This window comes from Flavobacterium sp. KMS (genome assembly GCF_000813005.1).
Taxonomy (GTDB): domain Bacteria; phylum Bacteroidota; class Bacteroidia; order Flavobacteriales; family Flavobacteriaceae; genus Flavobacterium.
The window spans coordinates 174,241-195,796 of the sequence record NZ_JSYP01000007.1; the positions used below are offsets into that span (position 1 = coordinate 174,241).

A 21,556-nucleotide genomic window follows, 5' to 3' on the forward strand; every position below is an offset into this window, starting at 1 on the left:
TTAATTACGTTTCTCGATTTCTATAATTTCTAAATCTTTTATTTTATCTCCGTCTATCACAAATCGCAACATCGTGCGTACTTGATGAAAACCACTTTTACCCGCAGCTCCAGGATTCATATGCAGCAAATTATTCTTTTTATCGAACATTACTTTTAAGATATGTGAATGTCCGCAGATAAATAATTTAGGAGGATCAGAAGCCATTTCTGCTTTTATAGCAGGACTATACTTTCCGGGATAACCACCAATATGAGTAATCCAAACCGAAACATCTTCGCACATAAAACGATTGTTTAAAGGAAATTCTAATCGTGCCTTGGCATCATCAATATTTCCATAAACACAACGTAATGGTTTTACTTTTTTTATAGCATCGGTAACCGATAAATCTCCAATATCTCCCGCATGCCACACTTCATCGGCTTGGGAAACGTATTTTAAAATTGTATCATCAATATGGCTGTGCGTATCGGAAAGTAGGAGGATTTTTTTCATTAATAGGTACAAAGGTTCAAAATTGCAAAGGTACAAAGGTTTTTTTGTAGAGGCGCACCGCAGTGCGTCTTTCGTACGGTTTTCTTTTATTGTTGAACATAAAAAAATCCGATTCGCTTTCGCAAATCGGATTTAAAACTTTGTGTTAGTCGCACTGCGGTGCGTCTCTACGTTATACGATGTCTTTTACATTTCATCTCTAACGTTTTACATTTACAATAGCTACTGTTTCTTAGGATTTTTAACATCTTTAGAATCTTTGGTATCTATCATTTCCATTAGTTTTAATCCTAACAAACCACTAATAGAACCATCAGAACCACCGTTTCCGGAAATTAAAACATCAGGAATTATTTTGATGTTTCCTTTTCCAATTTCCTCGGTAACTTTATATCTGGTAAAATTATCTCCACCCATCGCGCTAACCTGAAGTTGGTACGATTCTGCAGTCGATTTACCAATTGCCATAATTTTCTCTGCTTCGGCTAAACCTGTTTTAGAAATCCTTTCCGCTTCTGCACTTGCGTTCAATTTGGTAGCCTCAGCTTGTGCTCCTGCTCTTGCTTTTGTTGCTTCGGCTTCTGCATTGGCACGCATTTTTGTAGCTTCGGCTTCGGCGTTTACATTCAGTTTTAAACTGGTTGCATCTCCTTCGGCTTTCTTCACGGTTGCATCTGCGGTACGTTGTGCAATTTCTACACTTTGCGAAGCACGCACAATTTCTTTCTGCATATCTGCAATCGCGGTTTCTTTCTCCATTCCCTGGCGTTGTTCCTGCGCCATTCTTTGAGTTTGATATGTTTTTTGCTCCTCTTCTGCTAATTTTCTATCTGTCAAAGTTTTCATCAATGAATCTGGCGGAACGATATCTCCAATCAAAGTATCAACAGCATTTACGTTATATTCATCAAGAACTAATTTAATATGATTTTTAGCCGATTCCTGACGTTCTTTTCTTGTAGACAAGAAAGAAATAACATCACTATCCTGAGCCGAGTTTCTGAAATAGTTACCAATTGTAGGCTCTAAAACCTGAGAAACTAAGTTATTCATGCTTCCAAAACGAGCAATTACTTTTGGCGCTTCGGCAGCCGGAACGTGAATAATTTGTGCCACATCCAGATTAAATGGGAAACCATCTTTTGAACGAACTGTAATCGTAGAAAGATTTTTATCTAAATCATGCGACTCACTTCTGGCATTAGCCCAGTTCAAAACCAAGTTGGTTGTTGGAACTGCTTCTAACTTAGTCGTATATTTATTTAAGGCATATTTTCCAGGTCCAAAAGGTTCCATCCAAACACCACGTTGTCCTTTTGAAACAATGTTTCCGTGTTTAAAAGTATCTCCGGTAACATCTTGACCATCTTCTCCAATATACGAAATAACAACTCCAACATATCCAATAGGCACATCGGTCATTGGGTTTTGTTCTATCAAGATTCCCCATGTATTAATATAGTACGATCCTGCCAACATTACCTGAGGCTGTAAACCACGATTTCCGCCAGTATCCAAAAACTTGTCAAAATCCTGAAAGTTATTGTGACCTTCTACAAATTTCCCCGCAATTTGTCCTTGCGGAATTGGTTCTCCGTCAAGAGCTGTTACAATACCAATCATGTTCTCATAAATCTTGATTTGGTCTGCAATTACAATTTCGAACAAGAACGTATTTATACGATACGAACCTGTGGTAATAAAAGCGGTCTGACGTCCTTTTTGTCCGCCATTGTCCAGGAAAAAAGTAGCATCCTGAAAGTTGTCACTTTCTACTTTTCGGGCTAAGATTCGACCGGTTGGAATTTCCTTTCCGTCTTTACTTAAAACGAGTCCAATTTTTCCTTCTGGAATAACTGTAAATCCAGTCATATCTATCGAATATTGCCAGATCCACATTCCCCAGTATAAACCCGGAGCAAGCGTTTTTGCCTGATAACCTGCTTCTCCTTTTGTCGCAATAATACGACCATCAGGAAGCGATTTATCGGTTCCAAACAAAACGAATTTTTTAGTCACAAGACCAATCTTATCCTCTGGAACCATCACCATCCCGAAGAAAACACGTAAAATAAATTTGTAAAAAACGATGGAGAATAAGATTAAAATTATCCACCAATAAGAAGTAATTTCATTCATAGTTTTGATATATTAGATTACAAACATAGTAGAAATACTTCCTGTTAAAATGAAATATTTTCAAAATTAACTTTTGTTAATTTTTCTTAAATAATGCTAAAAAAGCCCCTGATTAAATCGTTAGAATTGTCAATTTCTGACACGATTTTTTGCTAAACAAACTATGATTGGTATTTTTGATTTTAACAGTTTTTTGAGGAAGGTACATAGGTTCAGAGAAGCAAGGGTTCTTTAATTAGGTTCAAAGGAACAGAGATGCAAAGGTACTGAGGTACTAAGGTTTTCTGTAGAGGCGCACCGCAGTGCGTCTTCACAAGGTGTTTTTACAAAACAATATTCAATTAGAACGTAAAAACTTTGGCGGGAGACGCACTGCGGTGCGTCTCTACAATGCGTCCCTAAAAAAACCTTAGTACCTCAGTACCTTTGCATCTATGTTCCTTTGAACCTTTTTTGTACCTTTGCATCTTAGAACCTCTGCACCTTAAAATGAGATATTTTATACAATTTGCATACAACGGCACGCATTATCATGGTTGGCAATTTCAACCTAATGCGTCATCAGTTCAGGAAACTTTAAACAAAGCACTTTCTGTTTTATTAAATACTCCTATTAATTTAATGGGGGCTGGTCGTACTGATACTGGTGTTCATGCCAAAGAAATGTTTGCTCATTTTGATTATGATTCTCCTATTGTCGTTCCGAATTTGGTTCACAAACTCAATTCTTATTTACCAAAAGACATTGCTATTTATGATGTTATCTTGGTTCAGGACGAAGCCCATTGTCGTTTTGACGCAACCAAACGTACTTATGAATATCATATTAATACAGTGAAAGATCCTTTTCTGGAGGAACTGAGTTGGTATTTTCATCAATATTTAGATGTTGCTTTGATGAACGAAGCTGCTAAAATTTTGTTAAATCATACCGATTTCCAGTGCTTTTCGAAGGTGAACACTGATGTAAATACATTTGATTGTAGTATTTTTGAAGCGTATTGGAAAACCGAAGATAATAAGCTGATTTTTACCATTTCGGCCAATCGTTTTTTACGAAATATGGTTCGCGCCATTGTTGGCACTTTGATAAACATTGGTTTACACAAAATTACGCTGGATGATTTTGAAAATATCATTGCTAGTAAAAACCGAGACAAAGCTGGTTTTTCGGTTCCGGCTCACGGATTGTATTTAACTAAGGTTGTTTACGATTATTTATAGCTTTAAGCTATAGGCAGTAAGCCTAAAGTCTAAAGCCTAAAGCAAAAAAAATAAAATGAAAGCAAAAGCATTTGATACTGGCCTCTTCAAACGAATTCTTACTTATACTAAACCTTACAAATGGCGCTATAATGGTGTAATCATTTTTGCGGTTTCGCTCTCTATATTTGCCGCTCTTCGCCCCTATTTGCTTAAGCAAACGGTGGACGGATATATTAAAACGCACGACCAATTGGGTTTACTTTTTTATGTAACCTTAATGGGAATTGTGCTTTTACTGGAGGTTTTCTCGCAGTTTTATTTTGTGTATTGGGCAAACTGGTTGGGTCAGGATATTGTAAAGGATATCCGTACGAAGTTGTTTAAGCACATTTTGAGTTTTAGAATGAAATATTTTGACCTTGTCCCTGTAGGACAATTGGTTACTCGTTCGGTTTCGGACATTGAGTCAATTGCCAGAATCTTCAGCCAGGGTTTATTTATGATTATTAGCGACTTGATGAAAATGCTTGTTGTACTAATTTTTATGTTTTATATGAACTGGAAACTTACTTGGATTGTGGTTATTGCCATGCCTATTTTGGTTTACATCACTCGTATATTTCAGCGCAAAATGCAGGTTGCTTTTGAGGAAGTTCGAACTCAGATTGCCAACATGAACTCGTTTGTACAGGAGCGTGTTACGGGTATGAAGATTGTTCAACTTTTTAATCGTGAGAATGCTGAATACGAAAGTTTCAAGGAAATAAACGGTAAACATAAAAAAGCATGGATAAAAACGATCTTATATAACTCGATTTTCTTCCCGATTGCCGATATTATTTCGTCACTTACATTGGGTTGCATTGTCGTTTTTGGTGGATTTAAAATTCTGAATGGCGATAACTTTACGACTTTTGGAGATTTATTCTCCTACACGATGTTTATCGGAATGTTGTTTAATCCGTTGCGTCAGATTGCGGATAAATTTAACGAGATGCAATTAGGAATGATTGCTGCCAATCGTGTTTTTGATATTATCGATACACAAGACCATATTCAGGATACTGGAACTATCGAAGCACCTATTTTTAACGGAAGTATTGAATTTAAGGACGTTCGTTTTGGATATATTCCAGAGGAGGAAGTTATTAAAGGCATTGATTTATCGGTTGAAGCCGGACAAACTATTGCTATTGTAGGTTCGACTGGTGCTGGAAAATCGACTATTATAAACTTACTGAATCGCTTTTATGAAATTAATAGCGGAACAATCTGTATTGACGGTCATAATATAGAGAACTATACGCTGGCTTCATTACGCAAGCAAATTGCTGTAGTTTTGCAAGATGTATTCTTGTTTGCCGATACGATTTATAATAATATTACACTTAATAATCCTGAGATAACCAAGGCCCAAGTTGTGGAAGCTGCCAAAGTAATTGGTGTACATGATTTTATTATGAGCTTGCCAGATAATTATGACTTTGATGTAAAGGAACGCGGTGTAATGCTTTCTTCAGGTCAGCGCCAACTGATTGCTTTTTTGCGTTCATATGTAAGTAATCCGAGTATTTTAATATTAGATGAAGCAACTTCGTCTATAGATACCTACTCTGAAGAATTAATCCAGCGTGCTACCGAAACGATTACTAAAGGCAGAACTTCGATTGTTATTGCGCATCGATTGGCAACAATTGTAAATGCCGATAAAATTGTAGTTATGGATAAAGGTCTTATTGTAGAGCAAGGAACGCATCAGGAATTGATAAATCGTGCCGAAGGGTTTTACAAAAACTTATACGACTCGCAATTTGTGATAGCAAATTAATTTAGAACTCTGTTTTAATTACTGCTGTTTTCGTAAAATAAAGGTGATTATTTGCTTAATTTTAGCAAATTAAATCACTTTTATTTCAATCTCTGTGAAATAGCCAATGTAAATTGGCCTTGAAATAAAAATTAAACTTTTTTTTAAAATAAATCCTTAAATTCGCAATCTCTATTCATTGTTGAAAAATAGAAAATGAAATGCGTTTTTAACCGCTTTCAATTTTAAAAATAAAATAAATACTTAAAAAATGAAATACGACGTTATTGTTTTAGGAAGTGGTCCAGGCGGATATGTAACTGCCATTAGAGCATCACAATTAGGCTTTAAAGTAGCCGTAGTTGAAAAAGAAAACCTAGGTGGTGTATGCTTAAACTGGGGTTGTATTCCTACCAAAGCATTACTTAAATCGGCTCAGGTTTTTGATTATCTAAAACACGCTTCCGATTACGGATTGACTGTTTCTGAATTCGATAAAGATTTCCCTGCGGTTGTACAACGTAGCCGTGGTGTTGCGGAAGGAATGAGCAAAGGTGTTCAGTTCTTGATGAAGAAAAATAAAATTGACGTTATAGATGGTTTTGGTAAACTTAAACCAGGAAAAAAACTTGACGTTACTGATAAAGATAATAAAGTTACAGAATATAGCGCTGACCATATTATTATTGCTACTGGTGCTCGTTCTCGTGAGTTACCTAACTTACCTCAGGATGGAGTAAAAGTAATAGGATACCGTCAGGCAATGACTTTACCTACTCAGCCTAAATCGATGATTATCGTAGGTTCTGGAGCTATTGGAGTTGAGTTTGCACATTTTTATAACTCAATGGGAACTGAAGTTACTATTGTAGAATTTATGCCAAACGTTGTTCCTGTAGAAGACGAAGATATCTCTAAACAATTTGAGCGTTCTTTGAAAAAAGCTGGAATTAAAATCATGACTAACTCTTCTGTAGAGCGTATTGATACAACTGGTGCAGGTGTAAAAGCATTTGTTAAAACTGCAAAAGGTGAAGAAGTTCTTGAGGCTGACATCGTTCTTTCGGCTGTTGGAATTAAAACTAACATCGAAAACATTGGTCTTGAAGAAGTAGGTATCGCTGTAGACAGAGATAAAATCTTGGTAAATGCTTACAACCAAACTAATATCCCTGGATATTATGCTATTGGTGATGTTACTCCTGGACAAGCTTTGGCTCACGTAGCTTCTGCTGAAGGAATTAACTGTGTAGAAAAAATTGCTGGTTTACACGTAGATCCAATCGATTACGGAAACGTTCCTGGTTGTACTTACGCAACTCCAGAAATTGCATCTGTAGGTTTAACTGAAAAACAAGCTAAAGAAAAAGGATACGAATTAAAAATTGGTAAATTCCCATTCTCTGCTTCAGGAAAAGCTAAAGCTGCTGGAACTCCAGACGGTTTTGTAAAAGTAATTTTTGATGCTAAATATGGCGAATGGTTAGGATGCCACATGATTGGTGCTGGTGTTACAGATATGATTGCCGAGGCAGTTGTAGCTCGTAAACTAGAAACTACCGGACATGAAATCTTAAAATCTATTCACCCTCACCCTACAATGAGTGAGGCTGTTATGGAAGCTGTTGCTGATGCTTACGGCGAAGTAATTCACTTGTAATATTCCCTTAGTTAAGAATATAATTTCCAATCTAAAATCCGATTTGCGAAAGCAAGTCGGATTTTTTTTATGATTTACTTTTTTTAATTAATTCTAAAACCCTGCCTTAACACGTAATAAAAAAATTACTAGCACGTTCTTATTATATAATACTTAAATTTACTTAATCTAATAAAACTCAACTAAATGAAAAAGCAAATTGTAACACTGATAATGGTAGGGCTAATAATGGCAAGCTGTAAAGATAAAAATGCCGAGAAACAAGAAACAATTACGCCAGATACTGAGGTGACTCATGACGAGCATAACTCTGAAAATTCATTAGATTGGTCTGGTACTTATAAAGGTGTTATTCCATGTGCCGATTGCGAAGGAATTGAGCAGGAAATAACAATAAACGAAGACAAAACTTTTACATTAAAAGAAACCTATCTAGGTAAAACAAAAGATAATAAGTTTACCGAAACTGGAACTTTTACTTGGGATAAGGACGGAAGCATAATTACAACTATTACAAACGACAAGAGCAGAACAACATCTTACATAGTTGGAGAAAGAACGCTAACACAGCTTGATATGGACAATAAAGAGATTACTGGTCCTCTTGCTAAAAATTATATCCTAAATCAAGTAGAAGCTAAATAAGCTAGCTATTTTATAAAGAAATATTCAGAAATCCGATTTGCAAAAGCAAGTCGGATTTTTTTGTTCTTTTTACTTGGAAAAGTACAAGTTTTAATTCCGATTTTATTAATTCACAACATTCACACAAAAGCACTAAAATATTAACCTTTTAGTATAAAATGAGAGGATGATTTATGATAATAAAGTGTTATTTTCGCACCACCAAATCTAACCCTCAGTACTAATATGAAAAAGATATTCTTTATTATTACAATTACCCTATTTTCATTAAATAGTTTTTTTGCCCAAACAAAAAAAGCAGTTAGTTCACCCCCAGAAGTACAAAATGTTTTTTCGAAATCTTATGATTATGTAAATGACTTCGAAAAAATATTATCTCCAAGTCAAATAACAGCTTTAAAAAACACTTTAAAATCGTGTGAAACAAGCTCTGGTCATAAAATCATTCTTGTTACAACTCCATCCATAAAACCTTATTCTGATATTCCTGAATACTCATTAGATCTGAATACATACTTAGCCAATAACCTAAAACTAAACACATCCGTTTTAATTGTTTTTAGTAAAGAATTGAGACAGATTCAGATACAAGGTAGTGACCAAGTACGTAACACACTTAATTATGACGAAACCAAAGATATTATATCTAGCTATGCTTTACCCGAATTTAAAAAAGGTGATTTTTATAAAGGTTTAGAAGTATCTGTTTCTGAAATAATCAAAAAAATAAAATAGCGTTTTAAAAAATTCAATGCTATATAAAATCCGATTTGTGCAAACAAGTCGGATTTTTTTTATGGCGTGCCCCGCCGAAAAAAGCGGGTCAGGCTTTCGGCTTTATCTTTTGTTTTGCTCCGCCCACAAAAGGATATCGCCTCTATCCTTCACGCGAAACAATAATACAATCAAGTTTTATTTTCAAATATAAATTAATAATAAAAAAACTATATATTAGTCTCTTGATAAAAGTCCTATGTTGTTAATATAACCAATAAATCAATCAAGACTTTTGATAGAAAACACGCACCTTATAAATAGATATAACCAAATATGAATTCTAATCTTACCAAGAAGCTTAAATTAATTTTTGTTCCATTTTTAATTACGATGCTAGGCTTTTGTATTATTTATACTTTTTTAAACTGGCTGCTTTTAATCAAATTACAACTCTTTTCAGTCAAAGAAACGATAGTCAATTTTGTAATTCCATTGATGTTTCCTGTAATACCGATCATATTTTATTTACACAAGAGATTAAGCATTTTAAACCTAAAAGCGAAAAACGGAAAAACTTATACCGATTTTTATATTTTTATTCTTTGGCTTTCCATTTCGGTTCCAACAATAATTGCTCAAGATTATCTTAAAACAGCAACAGGAAAATTAACTCAGGTCGAGAATGTTTCTGCAATTTCCAAACAAGAACAAACAAAGTATTATAAAATAGACAGATTGTTCATAGACAAATCTAAGGCTTGCTCTCATACTTTATTTGAACTTAGTGGTAAAAACGATATAAATTTTAACATGTACATATATGTTGTTGTTCCTGTTTTTGATAAAAAATACGACGCATCAAACGCTACGAGTTGTAAGTATTGGTTAGGAGTAAGATATCATAATCAGGTTAGCAATAATCTTAGCCAGTCTAGAAAAGAAAGCGAATACCAAACCTTTGCAAACTTTAGCGAAACCGAATTTAATAAAACAGATTTAAATGATTTTGTATATCTGGAAAGAGTTGGTAACTCTGATAGTGGTGATGGTTATAAAGAAGCTTTAAAAAATTCTACCAAATTAAATACTACAGATTCAACCATTTTTATTGCTAGCAAAGAACCATTTGAAAATAGAAATGGAAATTCTTTTCTATGGTTTATCTGCACATTATTAGGAGGAATAGTTATATCACTAATTGCGATTTTAATTCCAAAATTTAACCCAAGAGAATTAAAGAACCTAGAAAGCGGAAAACCCCAAGAAAACAAAGATCTAAAAGAATTTTTGGAATTTATAAAACCAAGAGAAGGCTATTTTGTCACACCAATTTTAATATACCTAAATATTGCAATCTTTTTAGTAATGTTTCTATCAGGCTTAGGTTTTGTATCGTTTGGAGGTCAGGACTTATTAAATTGGGGCGCAAACTACCAACCTTATACAACCAATGGCCAATGGTGGCGACTTATTACAAGTGTATTTCTTCATGGTGGTTTTATGCATTTGTTATCGAATATGTTTGGGCTTTTATTTGTCGGATTGTTTCTAGAGCCTCTATTAGGACGAGAGAAATACCTAACAATTTACCTCATTACAGGAACTATTGCCAGTTTAGCCAGTATATGGTGGCATGACGCAACAATAAGTGTAGGTGCATCTGGTGCTATTTTTGGGCTTTATGGACTATTCCTAAGTTTGTTATTAACCAAAGTCTTCCCTCCTCAAATCAACAACGTTTTTCTAGTTACAACACTCATCTTTATAGGATATAATCTGGTAATGGGACTTACAGGAGGAATTGATAATGCAGCACATATCGGAGGACTTATCAGCGGTTTTGTAATTGGATTGATTATGAGTAATTCTTTAAAATCTGAAGAACAAAGAGTAACTAAAAGAAAGAATTGAAAAATGGAATACGGATTATAAACCTTTTTGCTAATCCTACCCTATTGATATAAATTGACAATAATCTTAAACAAACTATTATGGGTTTATTTGACTTTTTTAAAAAAGAAAACAAAGGAATTGAAAATTCTAAATTTTACTCCGAACAATTTCAACATGAAATTTGTGCGTTGGCATTATGGAAGCTTGAGGAAAACAATCTAAATCCAAATGTTGCAAAATATGAACTTAAAAAAATCGGTCTAAATGATGACCAAATTGATTATATAATAGACAAAACCAATCAATTTATAAAGAAAGAGAAAGTCACAAATACAGAGCATATAACAGGAATCGCCGAAAAGAAATTTCAAGAAGAAAGTTACCAAACAGAGATTTTAGATTTTGCTCAAAAAGCATATTTCCAAAACAAACATAGTTATGAGGCAGTAGAACAAAATCTTCTGCAGGAAGGATTAAATCATAATCAAGTAAATGAAATTATATCAAAATTAAAAAAACTAAATGCTGATATGGTTAATGCTTTTCAGCAAGATTTAGATTCAGGATTAATTTCAGAAATCAAAATAATTCCAAACGCAGAACATACAAAAGAGAATATCGAACCTGACCAAGTTGATAAATACATTGGCTTTGGAGCCTATCAGATGGACAGAGGAGATTTAGACAATGCACTAGAACTTTTTGATAAAGCAATAGCCCTAGACGAAAAAGCAACTTTAGCTTATGCCAATAAAGGGACTCTTTATTATAAAAAAGATGATAACGAAAAAGCTTTATTTTTTTACAATAAAGCTCTTCAAATAGAACCTGATAATTTAGTAATTTTAGAAAACAAAATGGATTTACTATGTGAGATTATGAATGAATCTAACGAAAGTGAGTTTATTGATACTGTAAAAACTATATTAAAAAATGATCCCGAAAATCCAAATGCATTAATTTATATAATTCAATTCTACGCAAAAGAAAATGATATTAGTAATGCATTAAAATCTATCAAAAAATTATTTTCTAATTATCATCGCGAAAGCATTGCCACACAATTATTACTAGATGTATTTGCAAGATTATCAAAAGATGAAGCCCTAAAAGAATTCGATACTTTTAAACAAGATATTAAAGAAGATGCAACATATCAATTAGACTATTGTAAGGGACTATATCTAAAAGGGATTAGAGAATATGATAAAGCTATTATATTGTTTGAGGATCTAAATAAAATTCAGGAATTCTCTTGGAACTATTATCAAATAGCAATCATGAAAAACCTGCAAAACAAGATTGATGAAAGTTTAGAGTTTTTGAAAATTACATTTGATATGGAGCCAGAACTAAAAAATGATGCGAAACAATTTCCAGAACTCCAAAATTTGTGGTCAAACGCTAAGTTTATCGAATTAGCAAAATAACACACATCACCAAAACTTAAAACCTCATCATGAAAAAACTCATTCTCCTTTTTTTCTTTGCAATCGGATTAAATTCTGCTCATGCCGAATGTGGAAGTGGCGGAATGCAATTTTTCCCTAAGAAAACAAACATAAGTTTAAATTCGATGTTTATCATACAAGGGTATTACATGAGCGAAAAAACCATCAATAGTTTCAAGAATCGAACAGTTTATCTGCAAAGTAAGAAAGGTGAATTAGTAAAACTTAATCTTGTTGAAATTCTAAAAGGTCAAATGAGTCTGACGCAAGCCGTTTTTAAACCCGCAAAGGAATTAAAACCTAATACCATTTATTTCTTAAAATACGCTAAACAAACAGAGCGTGAGACAGAAGAAATGACACAGTGGAATACTGAAACGAACCAAAATGAAAAAGTTTACTGGAAAACAACAAACAAAAATTCATCTGAATTATTAAATCCTGATCTGAAGATTAAATATCAAAAAACAGAAGTTAGAGAATATGGTTGTGGTCCTGCTGCAAATGCAATATTCAATGTTACCAATAAATCTGATTCTGAAATCTGGTACAAAACAGAAATGGTTGACCTTAATACAAACCAAAAAATTGTGTTTTATATCATAGAATGGGATGGAAAACTTAATGTAGGACATGGAATGTGTTCCGGAGCATTTACTTTTACCAAACTTGGAAAATATAAAGTCCGATTCACTCCAATGAATACGGATGGAAAGTCATTAAATACAACAAAGTGGATAAATTTTGAAAGTCCATTTAGGAATGATAAAAGCAGTTCTTAAAGAAAAACAATCAACCCGAAAAACCAGATTTGTAACAAATTATAAAAAATAGTGTCTATATAATAAAACCAATTATTAACAACCAAAAATAAATTTATGAAATCAAGAACTATTTGCTTAATCGGATTACTGCTTTTTGTTAGTAGTTATATCATGTTTTCACAAGGTTCTAAATTTGCTTATTTTCAAAAACCTATAGATTTTGCACACTGGTTTAATTTAATTGGAGCTGTATTGTTACTTTCTTTTAATGACGTATTCCCTAAGAATAAACTTAATTCAGTAGCTTCTTTTCTAACCATTTTAGGAGTTATAGGTCACGTTGGGCTTTGTACTATTGACTTCATAATGTGGAGTTTTGGAGATGACGAAATCTCAAAAACGGAATTAAGTAATCAGATAAGTAATACGCCATCTATTTTATATCCTTTTGTTATTATTGGTCCATCTTTACTTTTTATAGGATTAGCGGCGCATGCCTTAAATTTTATTAAAACTCATACCTTTAGTGCCTTAATGGTTATAATTGGAGCACCCGCAGTAGGTATTTCTTTCTTTGTATTAAAAAACGGATCGTATATGGTACTAAGTTGTATTCTTTTTGCTTTGGGATTGTTTTCATTGCTTTATAGAAATGATGACAGAACAATATTGACTGAATAGAAAACCACATTTCCTAAATTCATATACTACAACAGCACATTACTAATCTTCTTAAAAATGAAAAAACTTCTAATCCTTACCCTCTTATTATTAGAAACTGGAGTAGCCTTTTCTCAAATAAAAACGGAGAACTATCTTAAAAAACTCAGTGAGCAACATCAATTTGTAAAGATGGATAGCTTAAATAATAAAATTAGGACTAAAGATTATTATTTTTATAAAGCACTGTTTGCCAACGTATGTAATAAACCTGATTTATCAAACTTATATTTAGATAGCTTAAATAAAAGCCAAATCACCAAAGAATTCAGGTATTATAAATTAAAAAATGACAATTATATAAAGCTGTTTGATTATGCAAATGCTTTTAAAACATCTGGTATTTTAACCTCTACATTTTCAGAAAAATTCACAAAAGAAGAACGGGATGATGAACTGAATACAAGACGTATTTGGGAAGTTTTGAAGTTACAAAAACCTCAAATAATCGATTCCTTTTCTAATCTTTCAGTGGCAACAAAAAAAGATAAAGCAGGTTTAATTACCACTAATGTTTTAGCAAATACTATAGATACTGATTTTGTTTTTGATACTGGAGCCGGAATTAGTTGCATTACCGAAAGTTTAGCAAAGAAACTAGGCTTTATCATCTTACCAGATAACAACATCGAAGTTATGAGTTTTACTGGCGTTAAAAACAAAGTGCTTATGGGCATTGCACCAGTTTTAAATATCGGAGATATAAAAATTCATAACGCCGTCTTTTTGGTTTATCCTGATTCAGCATTTACATTTGCGAATGGTAAATATGTAATAAATGGTATCATCGGATTTCCTATTATTAAAGAATTAGGAACAGTTACAATTGAAGAAAATAGCCTTACTTTTTCTAAAAACAAAACGATCCAGAGCAACGACAAAAACTTATTCATAGATGAACTTCGTGCCATTGTAATGCTAAATTTTAAAGGTAAAACACTTCCTTTTAATTTTGATAGTGGTGCAAAAACAAGTTCATTTAATAAATCTTTCTACGAATTATTTAAAACTTATTTAGATAAAAATAGTACTCTAATTTCTGCAAAAACAGCCAGTGCAGGCGGACAAGAAATTACTTCAGAACTTTTGGAACTAAAAGATCAACAAATTCTATTAGGAAAAAATCAAATAAACGTACCTAAATTGCAAGTCGATAAATCTGATTATGGTGTTTATGGAAAAGTAAATTACGGCAATATCGGACAAGATATAATTGGTCAATTTAAGAAAGTCACCATTAGTTTTGATCATAATTATCTCAAATTAGAAAATTAATAATCTCCGTTAAAGCCTAAAACCTGGAAAACCATACAAAGTAAAATAACTATTAACAACATTATATCTTCGATAAAATTCCCTTTTTAAATTCGTATTTTCGTTTTAACAGAAAATGTTCAATTATTAATTTCTATTCACCGTAAATCAAAAACTCTAGATCTATGACCAACTTACCGAGTTTTAAAATTCAACCTCTTGGAGAAATTTCAAACGAATTTTTAAAAATCAATATTTCTACATTTAGTGATGCAACTCATTTTGTAGCAAATTTAAATTATGGGAGGAATCAGAATAAAAATGATTTAAAAACTGTATTTATTGACAATTGTGGAACTTGCAGTACAAAGCATGCATTACTAAAAAAACTTGCTGATGAAAATGGATTTAGCCAAGTAAAATTAATTCTTGGAATTTTTAAAATGAATTCTAAAAATACCGTTGCGATTTCTGAAACATTACAGAAAAACAATCTTGATTTTATTCCAGAAGCTCATAATTATTTAAAATTCGAGAATCAAATTTTCGACTTCACAAACCCTAACTCAAAGTCATCAGATTTTGAAAGCGACTTAATTATAGAAATTGAAATGCTCCCAAACCAAATTTCAAATTATAAAGTTGAATTTCACAAAAAGCAACTACAGGAATGGCTCAACAAAAATGAAGAAATAAAATTAGAATTAGAAGACATTTGGAAAATTCGCGAACAATGCATTCTTGATTTAATCAACCATAAGAACTAAAATAATTAACTTAGATTCTATAAAATTAAGTACTAATAAAATCTCTATTTAATTCGTATTTTCGTTAGGTAAAAAAACATTTCTATTTAAATACTAAATCCTACGAAAACATGAATGACACTTGGACTGAAAGATGGAATGACAGATATAGCGCAGATGAGTTTGCTTATGGCGAACAACCAAATAACTATTTAAGAGAACAATTAGAAAAAGGTAATCCCGGAACAATTCTTTTTCCTGCCGAAGGCGAAGGGCGCAATGCCATTTTTGCAGCCAAACTCGGTTGGACAGTTTCGGCATTTGATATAAGCATAGAAGGAAAAAACAAAGCCTTACGACTTGCCGAAGCAAATAATGTAACTATCGACTACCAAGTTGGCGAGTTACAAACATTAAATTATACTCCAGAACAATTTGATACAATTGCATTAATTTATGCGCATTTTCCTGGCGACATTAAATCTTCATACCACAAAACACTTAGTACGTTTTTACGAAAAGGTGGCTTGTTAATTTTTGAAGCTTTTAGCAAGAAACATATCGAATACAACTCTAAGAACGAAAAAATTGGTGGACCAAAAGAATTGGATATGTTATTTTCTATTGAAGAAATACAATCTGACTTTCCAGATTATGAGATCATCGAATTAGTAGAACAAGAAATCGAATTGAACGAAGGTCTTTTTCATAATGGGAAAGGCTCTGTAATACGATTCGTTGGTCGAAAAAAATAATAATGAAGAAACTAATAACATACCAGATTGATTCTTTTACCAAAGAAAAATTTAAAGGAAATCCTGCAGGAGTCGTAGTAAATGCCAACGGATTGAATGATTACGAAATGCAGCAAATTGCGAGAGAATTAAACAACTCCGAAACCACATTTCTTTTTCCTCCCGATAGTAATGATTGCAATGGAGTAATACGATACTTTACGCCAAGTACTGAAGTTCCTATTTGCGGACACGCTACTATTGCTGCAATGTATGCCAAAGCTGTCGAAGAAAATTTAGATTCATGTGTATTAAAATTCAAAACCAAAATTGGTACTCTTCCTTTTGAAATCATCAAAAATAATGGAGATTATCAAATTGTAATGACTCAGGGAAATTTTGAACTTAGTCCTGCATTCGATAAAGATATAAACATCAGAATGCTAACTGCATTAGGACTGCAAGAATCTGATTGGGATGAGAAATGCCCGATTCAGATAGCTTCTACAGGACATTCGAAAGTTATGATTGGTATTAAAAGCAGAGCAAAACTCAATGCTTTAACTCCAAACTACAATGCTCTCGCCGACTTAAGCAAAGTGATTAATTGCAATGGGTATTTTGTCTTTACATTCGACTCTGACGATAAAGATATATTGACCTACGGCAGAATGTTTGCCCCTGGAATTGGTATCAATGAAGACCCTGTTACTGGTAATGCAAATGGACCACTAGGAGGATATTTAATAGAAAACAAAATCGTTGATTTTAATGGTAATGAATTCGAATTTAACGGAAGACAAGGTGAAAAAATAGACCGCCTTGGTCTAATAAAAGTTAAAGTTAAGATTGAAAATAATAAACCATCATTGATTCAGATAAAAGGAGATGCTGTGGTAGTTTTTAGAACCGAAATTGAGATTTAAAATAAACTATATTAGTTAAAACCTTAAACTAAACAAACATGAAACAATTCTTTTTAAGTATAATTATTTTAGTGCTTGCGGCTTCTTGTAATTCCAATAGTAACGAAACTAGCAATGACGCTAAGGTAATGGCAATGGAAATACCGCCACCTCCTCCTCCACGTGTGGATTCTGGTTCTGATTCTGATTCTAAAGATAAAAAAGAAGAAGTATCTGAAAACAACAACCCTGAGCAAGAAACGATTAAACCTGTTGTAAAAGAAAAAAAGATAATAAAAGACGGAACTGTTTCGGTTAAAACAAATGACATTGCTGCAAGCAAGAAAAATATAGATGAATTAATAAAAAAACTTAACGGTTATTACGAAGTAGAAGACTTACAGAATACCGATCAGTCGATTTCATACGATTTAAAAATACGAGTTCCAGCCGATAATTTTGAGAAACTAATTTCTAGTATCGAAAATGGAAAAGATGAACTTACGAGCAAAAGCATACAAGCTAGGGATGTAACCGAAGAATTTGTTGATATTACAACTCGTTTGGCTAATAAAAGAGAATATTTAAAACGTTATAAAGAATTACTTTCCAAAGCTTCTACCGTAAAAGATATTCTTGCCATCGAGGAAAGTATAAGAGTAATCGAAGAAGAAATAGAAAGTACAGAAGGACGCTTAAAATACCTTAGCGACCAAGTATCTTTTAGTACACTGAATTTAAATTTATATAAAGAAAAAGAGTATATCTATAAAGCTCGAGAACAAGATAAATTTTCGGAAAGAATTAAAAATTCTATTAGCGAAGGATGGACTTCTATTGTTGATTTCCTATTGTGGCTATTTTCAATTTGGCCATTTATCATCCTAATAACTGGTATTGTATACATCGTTAGAAAAATTCGTAGAAAACGTAAAAACCAAGCACAATAATAAGTGTAGATGGAAATTGTAGAAATTAGAAAAAGTAACCTAGATTCTCTAAGGAAGATATTCTTAGAAGAAAGACAAACAACATTTTCGTGGATAGATTCAGCTACATTTCATTTGTATGATTTTGATACCGAAACCGAAGGTGAATATATTCTGGTTGCTATTCTCGATGATATTACAATTGGATTTATTTCTATTTGGCTGCCCGATAACTTTATTCACCATTTATATGTAGATAAAAAATATCATGGCAAAGGTATAGGAACTCAGTTGCTAAAAGCCGCTCTCAGGAAAACTAATTTTCCCGTTACTTTAAAATGTCTAGAAAATAACATCCAAGCAGTAAATTTTTATAAAAGAAAAGGCTTCATCGAGAAAGGAAAAGGAGAATCTAAGCAAGGAACTTTTATTCTATTTGAGTTAGTAAAGAATCCAGAATAATATGATTATAATTAATTTTAACACATAGTCTCAATCCCGAAGCACAATGTCATTAAGGTTAAGAAAAAAAACTGTAATACTGTGCCGAATAAATCTCTCGCAAAGTCGCCAAGCCGCCAAGTTTACACCTAAAATCTTTGCGCTTTTGCGACTTTGCGAGAAAATAATTAATTCTATTTTGCTTTAAAAACTTAATGCAAATCTAAAGGTTAAGAGAAAAATGATAAAAATATTTAAGATTTTTGACTAACGTCCCGAAGCGTCGGGATTGATTTCAGATGTATGAAACCTCAGAAAAATCGACAGTCTTATTATTTACAAACACTAAATCTAAAATCTCTTAACCTTAATGACATTGTCCGAAGCGTCGGAACGGGAGAAAATCCGTGTTTAATCCGTGTTTTCGCTATAGCGAATCCGCATCATCCGCGTTCCCTTATAGACAATCTTTGTTGAGAATATAATTAACCATAATTAGCTCAAAAAGGCCTAACTTAATGACATTGGCTGCGGGAATATGTGTTAAGTTTTTTTTCAAATCTTCATCTTAAAACAAACTTCATGAAAAAGATATGTATCGTTGAGTTTCCATCAAATTTGGGTTTAAAAGAACCTCAACCAGGAAAAGAACCTGGCGTAAAACTTTTACCAGATTGGTTAAAGAAACATAATTTGCATAACTTAATAAATCCAGAAAGGATTCTCAGGCTTGATTCTCCTGCATACAGCAACAAAAAAGATTCAGAAACTAAAATTCTCAACGCAAATTCTTTAGCAGATTATGCGATAAAACAAGCTAAATTAATACATAACCTAATCACAACAGATAAATTTCCATATGTAATTGGTGGAGATTGTAGCATTCTTTTGGGCGCAGCAATTGCCTTAAAACAAAACGGGAATTATGGTTTGTTTTACCTAGACGGACATACCGATTTTATAGATATTTCTTTGTCGGAAACTGGTGGTGTTGGCGGTATGGCTGCATCTATAGTAACTGGCAACGGACATAAAAAGTTAACCAATATCTTAAATCTATCTCCTTATATAAAAGAAGAAAACCTTTGGTGTGTGGGTAATCGTGAATACGATGACGAATATGAAAATGAAATTCGTAAATCGAACGCCACATATATTAGCCTGGATTTATTAAGAAAACGAGGTATTACAAATTGCATTCAATCGTTTCTTTTAGAAATTGAAAATAAAAATCTAGATGGATTTTGGCTCCATATCGATGTTGATGTTTTAAATGATTTGATAATGCCTTGCGTAGATAGCCGAACACCTGATGGTTTAGCGTATCAGGAATTTAACGAACTTACTTCCCTCCTATTCCAAAGCAAAAAACTTACTGGATTTGAGATAACAATCCTAGATCCCGATTTAGATACTACTGGAGAATATACGGCAGCTTTTGTAGATAATCTTGCTGCGACTTTTAATTCTACATGGTCCAAATAATTCCTAAGATAATCATATTTAAAATAAAAATTATATTTTTGTAGTTATATTCTGACTCAAATAGTTTTCTAACTAATTGCTTCTATTTTTAACAATTAAAAACAAAAATAATGAAAACAAGTATTTTAACTTTAGTAGTTGCAGTACTTTCTTTAGTAAGCTGTAAAAACAATGACAATCCAAAAACTGTAACTACAAATACAGATCGTAATTTGGCTCCTCTTGAAAAATTAACAACAGGAAATCAAAGATTTTTGAATGAGAAATCAATTCATCCACACCAAAACAAAAAATCTGTTCTTGAAAATCAGGATGGACAAAAACCATTTGCTGTTATCATAACCTGTTCTGATAGTAGAGTTTCCCCCGAAATTGTATTTGATCAAGGCATTGGCGATTTATTTGTGATTAGAAATGCTGGCAATCTAATTTCTGATATTGATATGGGAAGTATAGAATATGCCGTAGAACACTTGGATACAAAATTAATTGTCGTTTTGGGGCATACAGAATGTGGCGCCATAAAAGCATACATTAACGATAAAGATGGTGAATATAAAAAACACTTTAACCATATAGATGATATCGTAGAAATGATAGCAAAAGAAAATGAAGAAATAGAAGCTGATAAAATAACTCCTAAAGCAACTAATTATCTGGGAGCAATTAATGCCAACATTAAGCATTCGACAAGACTTATCCAGGAAAATAAAATCATTAAAGAACACAAAACACAAGTTGTATCTATGCAATATGATGTTCATACGGGAAAAATAATACAATTGTAGCAATACATAGAAATATACTTGCAAAAAGTAATAAAAAACTTATATATTTGTTTCTTTATCAAAGCTTAATTATAAAGAAACCATGAAAAAATTAACCAGTATTCTTCTGCTTCTAGCCTTTAATATTTGTTTCTCTCAATTCGGAATTATAAATGACCCTGATGGTTATGTTAATGTTAGAAATTCTGCAGGAAAATCGAACAAAATAATTGACAAATTAGATAATGGAGCAATCGTTTATAATTATGAACCAGATGGTAACTGGGTTAATATTGACTACAAAAAAGGTAAAGAAAACTTAAACGGATATGTCTATAAAGACCGAATAATCGATTTAACAAACTTCACAAAAATACCAGTTAGAGAAAATAAAAATGGAGTTATAAAACTCGAAAACAACAATGTTAAGGTAGCAATCACCGAAATTGCATTTAGCCCAAAAAACCACAAACTAAAATATAATAGTGAAAGTCCAACTTTATTAGAAACTATTGATGATCAGGTTATATTTGGAACTGATGGAAATATCCCTAAAAGGAAGTACAAATCAATTGAAATAGAAGTTGATAAAATTTTAATAAACGTACCCGAAAATGCTTTAAAAAATGCATTTGAACCTAATCTGGAACAAACTATGGTCAACTACGATTCTGTAAATGACATATTGTATATACAATCTTCCAATAGTGATGGCGCTGGTAGCTACGTGATATTATGGGTAATCGAGAAAAAGAAATTCAAAACCAGAGCTGAAGCCCGTCCTTTCTAAAAATC

Annotated in this window: 20 protein-coding genes; 18 read left to right on the forward strand and 2 right to left on the reverse strand. The window is 32.6% G+C overall.

All coding sequences use genetic code 11. The annotated features are described in order from the left end of the window. Positions 1-498: a metallophosphoesterase family protein gene (locus tag OA93_RS09130; RefSeq protein ID WP_039112868.1), complete on the reverse strand. Its 498-nt coding sequence runs from the start codon at positions 496-498 to the stop codon at positions 1-3. Positions 499-720: 222 nt separating this feature from the next. After that, positions 721-2,637: an SPFH domain-containing protein gene (locus tag OA93_RS09135; protein WP_039112869.1), complete on the reverse strand. Its 1,917-nt coding sequence runs from the start codon at positions 2,635-2,637 to the stop codon at positions 721-723. Positions 2,638-3,126: 489 nt separating this feature from the next. Between OA93_RS09135 and truA the strand changes: the two genes are divergently transcribed. From truA to OA93_RS09225, 18 genes are all read left to right on the forward strand, one after another. Next, the gene (truA, locus tag OA93_RS09140; RefSeq protein WP_039112870.1) at positions 3,127-3,861 is read left to right on the forward strand and encodes a tRNA pseudouridine(38-40) synthase TruA; all 735 of its coding nucleotides are present in this window, start codon (positions 3,127-3,129) and stop codon (positions 3,859-3,861) included. Between the two features lie 55 nt (positions 3,862-3,916). Next, positions 3,917-5,671: an ABC transporter ATP-binding protein gene (locus OA93_RS09145; protein ID WP_039112871.1), complete on the forward strand. Its 1,755-nt coding sequence runs from the start codon at positions 3,917-3,919 to the stop codon at positions 5,669-5,671. 250 nt (positions 5,672-5,921) lie between these two features. After that, the gene (gene lpdA / locus OA93_RS09150; RefSeq protein ID WP_039112873.1) at positions 5,922-7,310 is read left to right on the forward strand and encodes a dihydrolipoyl dehydrogenase; all 1,389 of its coding nucleotides are present in this window, start codon (positions 5,922-5,924) and stop codon (positions 7,308-7,310) included. Between the two features lie 186 nt (positions 7,311-7,496). Further along, on the forward strand, positions 7,497-7,955 hold the full coding sequence (locus tag OA93_RS09155; RefSeq protein ID WP_039112874.1) for a copper resistance protein NlpE: 459 nt from the start codon (positions 7,497-7,499) through the stop codon (positions 7,953-7,955). A gap of 225 nt (positions 7,956-8,180) precedes the next feature. Continuing rightward, the gene (locus tag OA93_RS09160) at positions 8,181-8,690 is read left to right on the forward strand and encodes a TPM domain-containing protein (RefSeq protein WP_039112875.1); all 510 of its coding nucleotides are present in this window, start codon (positions 8,181-8,183) and stop codon (positions 8,688-8,690) included. Positions 8,691-9,005: 315 nt separating this feature from the next. After that, on the forward strand, positions 9,006-10,583 hold the full coding sequence (locus OA93_RS09165; RefSeq protein ID WP_082001799.1) for a rhomboid family intramembrane serine protease: 1,578 nt from the start codon (positions 9,006-9,008) through the stop codon (positions 10,581-10,583). Positions 10,584-10,663: 80 nt separating this feature from the next. After that, complete coding sequence (locus tag OA93_RS09170) at positions 10,664-11,995, forward strand: tetratricopeptide repeat protein (RefSeq protein WP_039112876.1); 1,332 nt, start codon at positions 10,664-10,666, stop codon at positions 11,993-11,995. Between the two features lie 29 nt (positions 11,996-12,024). Beyond that, on the forward strand, positions 12,025-12,798 hold the full coding sequence (locus OA93_RS09175) for a hypothetical protein (protein ID WP_039112878.1): 774 nt from the start codon (positions 12,025-12,027) through the stop codon (positions 12,796-12,798). Positions 12,799-12,894: 96 nt separating this feature from the next. Next, positions 12,895-13,461, forward strand: a complete 567-nt coding sequence (locus tag OA93_RS09180) for a hypothetical protein (protein WP_039112879.1) — start codon at positions 12,895-12,897, stop codon at positions 13,459-13,461. Between the two features lie 57 nt (positions 13,462-13,518). Then, a complete protein-coding gene (locus tag OA93_RS09185) occupies positions 13,519-14,775 on the forward strand; it encodes a retropepsin-like aspartic protease (protein ID WP_039112880.1) in 1,257 nt (418 codons plus the stop codon). 164 nt (positions 14,776-14,939) lie between these two features. Further along, positions 14,940-15,521 carry a hypothetical protein gene (locus tag OA93_RS09190; protein WP_039112881.1) on the forward strand — a complete coding sequence of 194 codons (582 nt, stop codon included), beginning with the start codon at positions 14,940-14,942 and terminating at the stop codon, positions 15,519-15,521. A gap of 110 nt (positions 15,522-15,631) precedes the next feature. After that, the gene (locus OA93_RS09195; protein ID WP_039112882.1) at positions 15,632-16,255 is read left to right on the forward strand and encodes a class I SAM-dependent methyltransferase; all 624 of its coding nucleotides are present in this window, start codon (positions 15,632-15,634) and stop codon (positions 16,253-16,255) included. Positions 16,256-16,257: 2 nt separating this feature from the next. Beyond that, positions 16,258-17,160, forward strand: coding sequence for a PhzF family isomerase (locus OA93_RS09200; RefSeq protein WP_082001800.1), 903 nt, complete (start codon positions 16,258-16,260; stop codon positions 17,158-17,160). 38 nt (positions 17,161-17,198) lie between these two features. Beyond that, positions 17,199-18,089, forward strand: coding sequence for a DUF4349 domain-containing protein (locus OA93_RS09205; protein WP_052259413.1), 891 nt, complete (start codon positions 17,199-17,201; stop codon positions 18,087-18,089). A 9-nt stretch (positions 18,090-18,098) separates the two neighbouring features. Beyond that, positions 18,099-18,530: a GNAT family N-acetyltransferase gene (locus tag OA93_RS09210; RefSeq protein ID WP_039112884.1), complete on the forward strand. Its 432-nt coding sequence runs from the start codon at positions 18,099-18,101 to the stop codon at positions 18,528-18,530. Between the two features lie 561 nt (positions 18,531-19,091). Then, entirely contained in the window at positions 19,092-19,994 is a 903-nt protein-coding gene (locus OA93_RS09215) for an arginase family protein (RefSeq protein WP_039112886.1), read from the forward strand. A gap of 110 nt (positions 19,995-20,104) precedes the next feature. Beyond that, positions 20,105-20,782 (forward strand): carbonic anhydrase, encoded by a 678-nt coding sequence (locus OA93_RS09220; protein WP_039112887.1) that lies wholly within the window; start codon positions 20,105-20,107, stop codon positions 20,780-20,782. 82 nt (positions 20,783-20,864) lie between these two features. Next, the gene (locus OA93_RS09225; RefSeq protein WP_052259414.1) at positions 20,865-21,551 is read left to right on the forward strand and encodes an SH3 domain-containing protein; all 687 of its coding nucleotides are present in this window, start codon (positions 20,865-20,867) and stop codon (positions 21,549-21,551) included. The last annotated feature ends 5 nt before the right edge of the window (positions 21,552-21,556 follow it).

Bases quoted from the DNA above. Each gene is read 5' to 3' on its own strand.
- OA93_RS09170 (WP_039112876.1), top strand. From the start codon at position 10,664: ATGGGTTTATTTGACTTTTTTAAAAAAGAAAACAAAGGAATTGAAAAT.
- OA93_RS09210 (WP_039112884.1), top strand. From the start codon at position 18,099: ATGGAAATTGTAGAAATTAGAAAAAGTAACCTAGATTCTCTAAGGAAG.
- OA93_RS09165 (WP_082001799.1), top strand. From the start codon at position 9,006: ATGAATTCTAATCTTACCAAGAAGCTTAAATTAATTTTTGTTCCATTT.
- OA93_RS09175 (WP_039112878.1), top strand. From the start codon at position 12,025: ATGAAAAAACTCATTCTCCTTTTTTTCTTTGCAATCGGATTAAATTCT.
- OA93_RS09215 (WP_039112886.1), top strand. From the start codon at position 19,092: ATGAAAAAGATATGTATCGTTGAGTTTCCATCAAATTTGGGTTTAAAA.
- OA93_RS09190 (WP_039112881.1), top strand. From the start codon at position 14,940: ATGACCAACTTACCGAGTTTTAAAATTCAACCTCTTGGAGAAATTTCA.
- OA93_RS09200 (WP_082001800.1), top strand. From the start codon at position 16,258: ATGAAGAAACTAATAACATACCAGATTGATTCTTTTACCAAAGAAAAA.
- OA93_RS09180 (WP_039112879.1), top strand. From the start codon at position 12,895: ATGAAATCAAGAACTATTTGCTTAATCGGATTACTGCTTTTTGTTAGT.
- OA93_RS09205 (WP_052259413.1), top strand. From the start codon at position 17,199: ATGAAACAATTCTTTTTAAGTATAATTATTTTAGTGCTTGCGGCTTCT.
- OA93_RS09135 (WP_039112869.1), bottom strand. From the start codon at position 2,637: ATGAATGAAATTACTTCTTATTGGTGGATAATTTTAATCTTATTCTCC.
- OA93_RS09225 (WP_052259414.1), top strand. From the start codon at position 20,865: ATGAAAAAATTAACCAGTATTCTTCTGCTTCTAGCCTTTAATATTTGT.
- OA93_RS09220 (WP_039112887.1), top strand. From the start codon at position 20,105: ATGAAAACAAGTATTTTAACTTTAGTAGTTGCAGTACTTTCTTTAGTA.
- lpdA (WP_039112873.1), top strand. From the start codon at position 5,922: ATGAAATACGACGTTATTGTTTTAGGAAGTGGTCCAGGCGGATATGTA.
- OA93_RS09160 (WP_039112875.1), top strand. From the start codon at position 8,181: ATGAAAAAGATATTCTTTATTATTACAATTACCCTATTTTCATTAAAT.
- OA93_RS09130 (WP_039112868.1), bottom strand. From the start codon at position 498: ATGAAAAAAATCCTCCTACTTTCCGATACGCACAGCCATATTGATGAT.
- OA93_RS09195 (WP_039112882.1), top strand. From the start codon at position 15,632: ATGAATGACACTTGGACTGAAAGATGGAATGACAGATATAGCGCAGAT.
- OA93_RS09145 (WP_039112871.1), top strand. From the start codon at position 3,917: ATGAAAGCAAAAGCATTTGATACTGGCCTCTTCAAACGAATTCTTACT.
- OA93_RS09185 (WP_039112880.1), top strand. From the start codon at position 13,519: ATGAAAAAACTTCTAATCCTTACCCTCTTATTATTAGAAACTGGAGTA.
- truA (WP_039112870.1), top strand. From the start codon at position 3,127: ATGAGATATTTTATACAATTTGCATACAACGGCACGCATTATCATGGT.
- OA93_RS09155 (WP_039112874.1), top strand. From the start codon at position 7,497: ATGAAAAAGCAAATTGTAACACTGATAATGGTAGGGCTAATAATGGCA.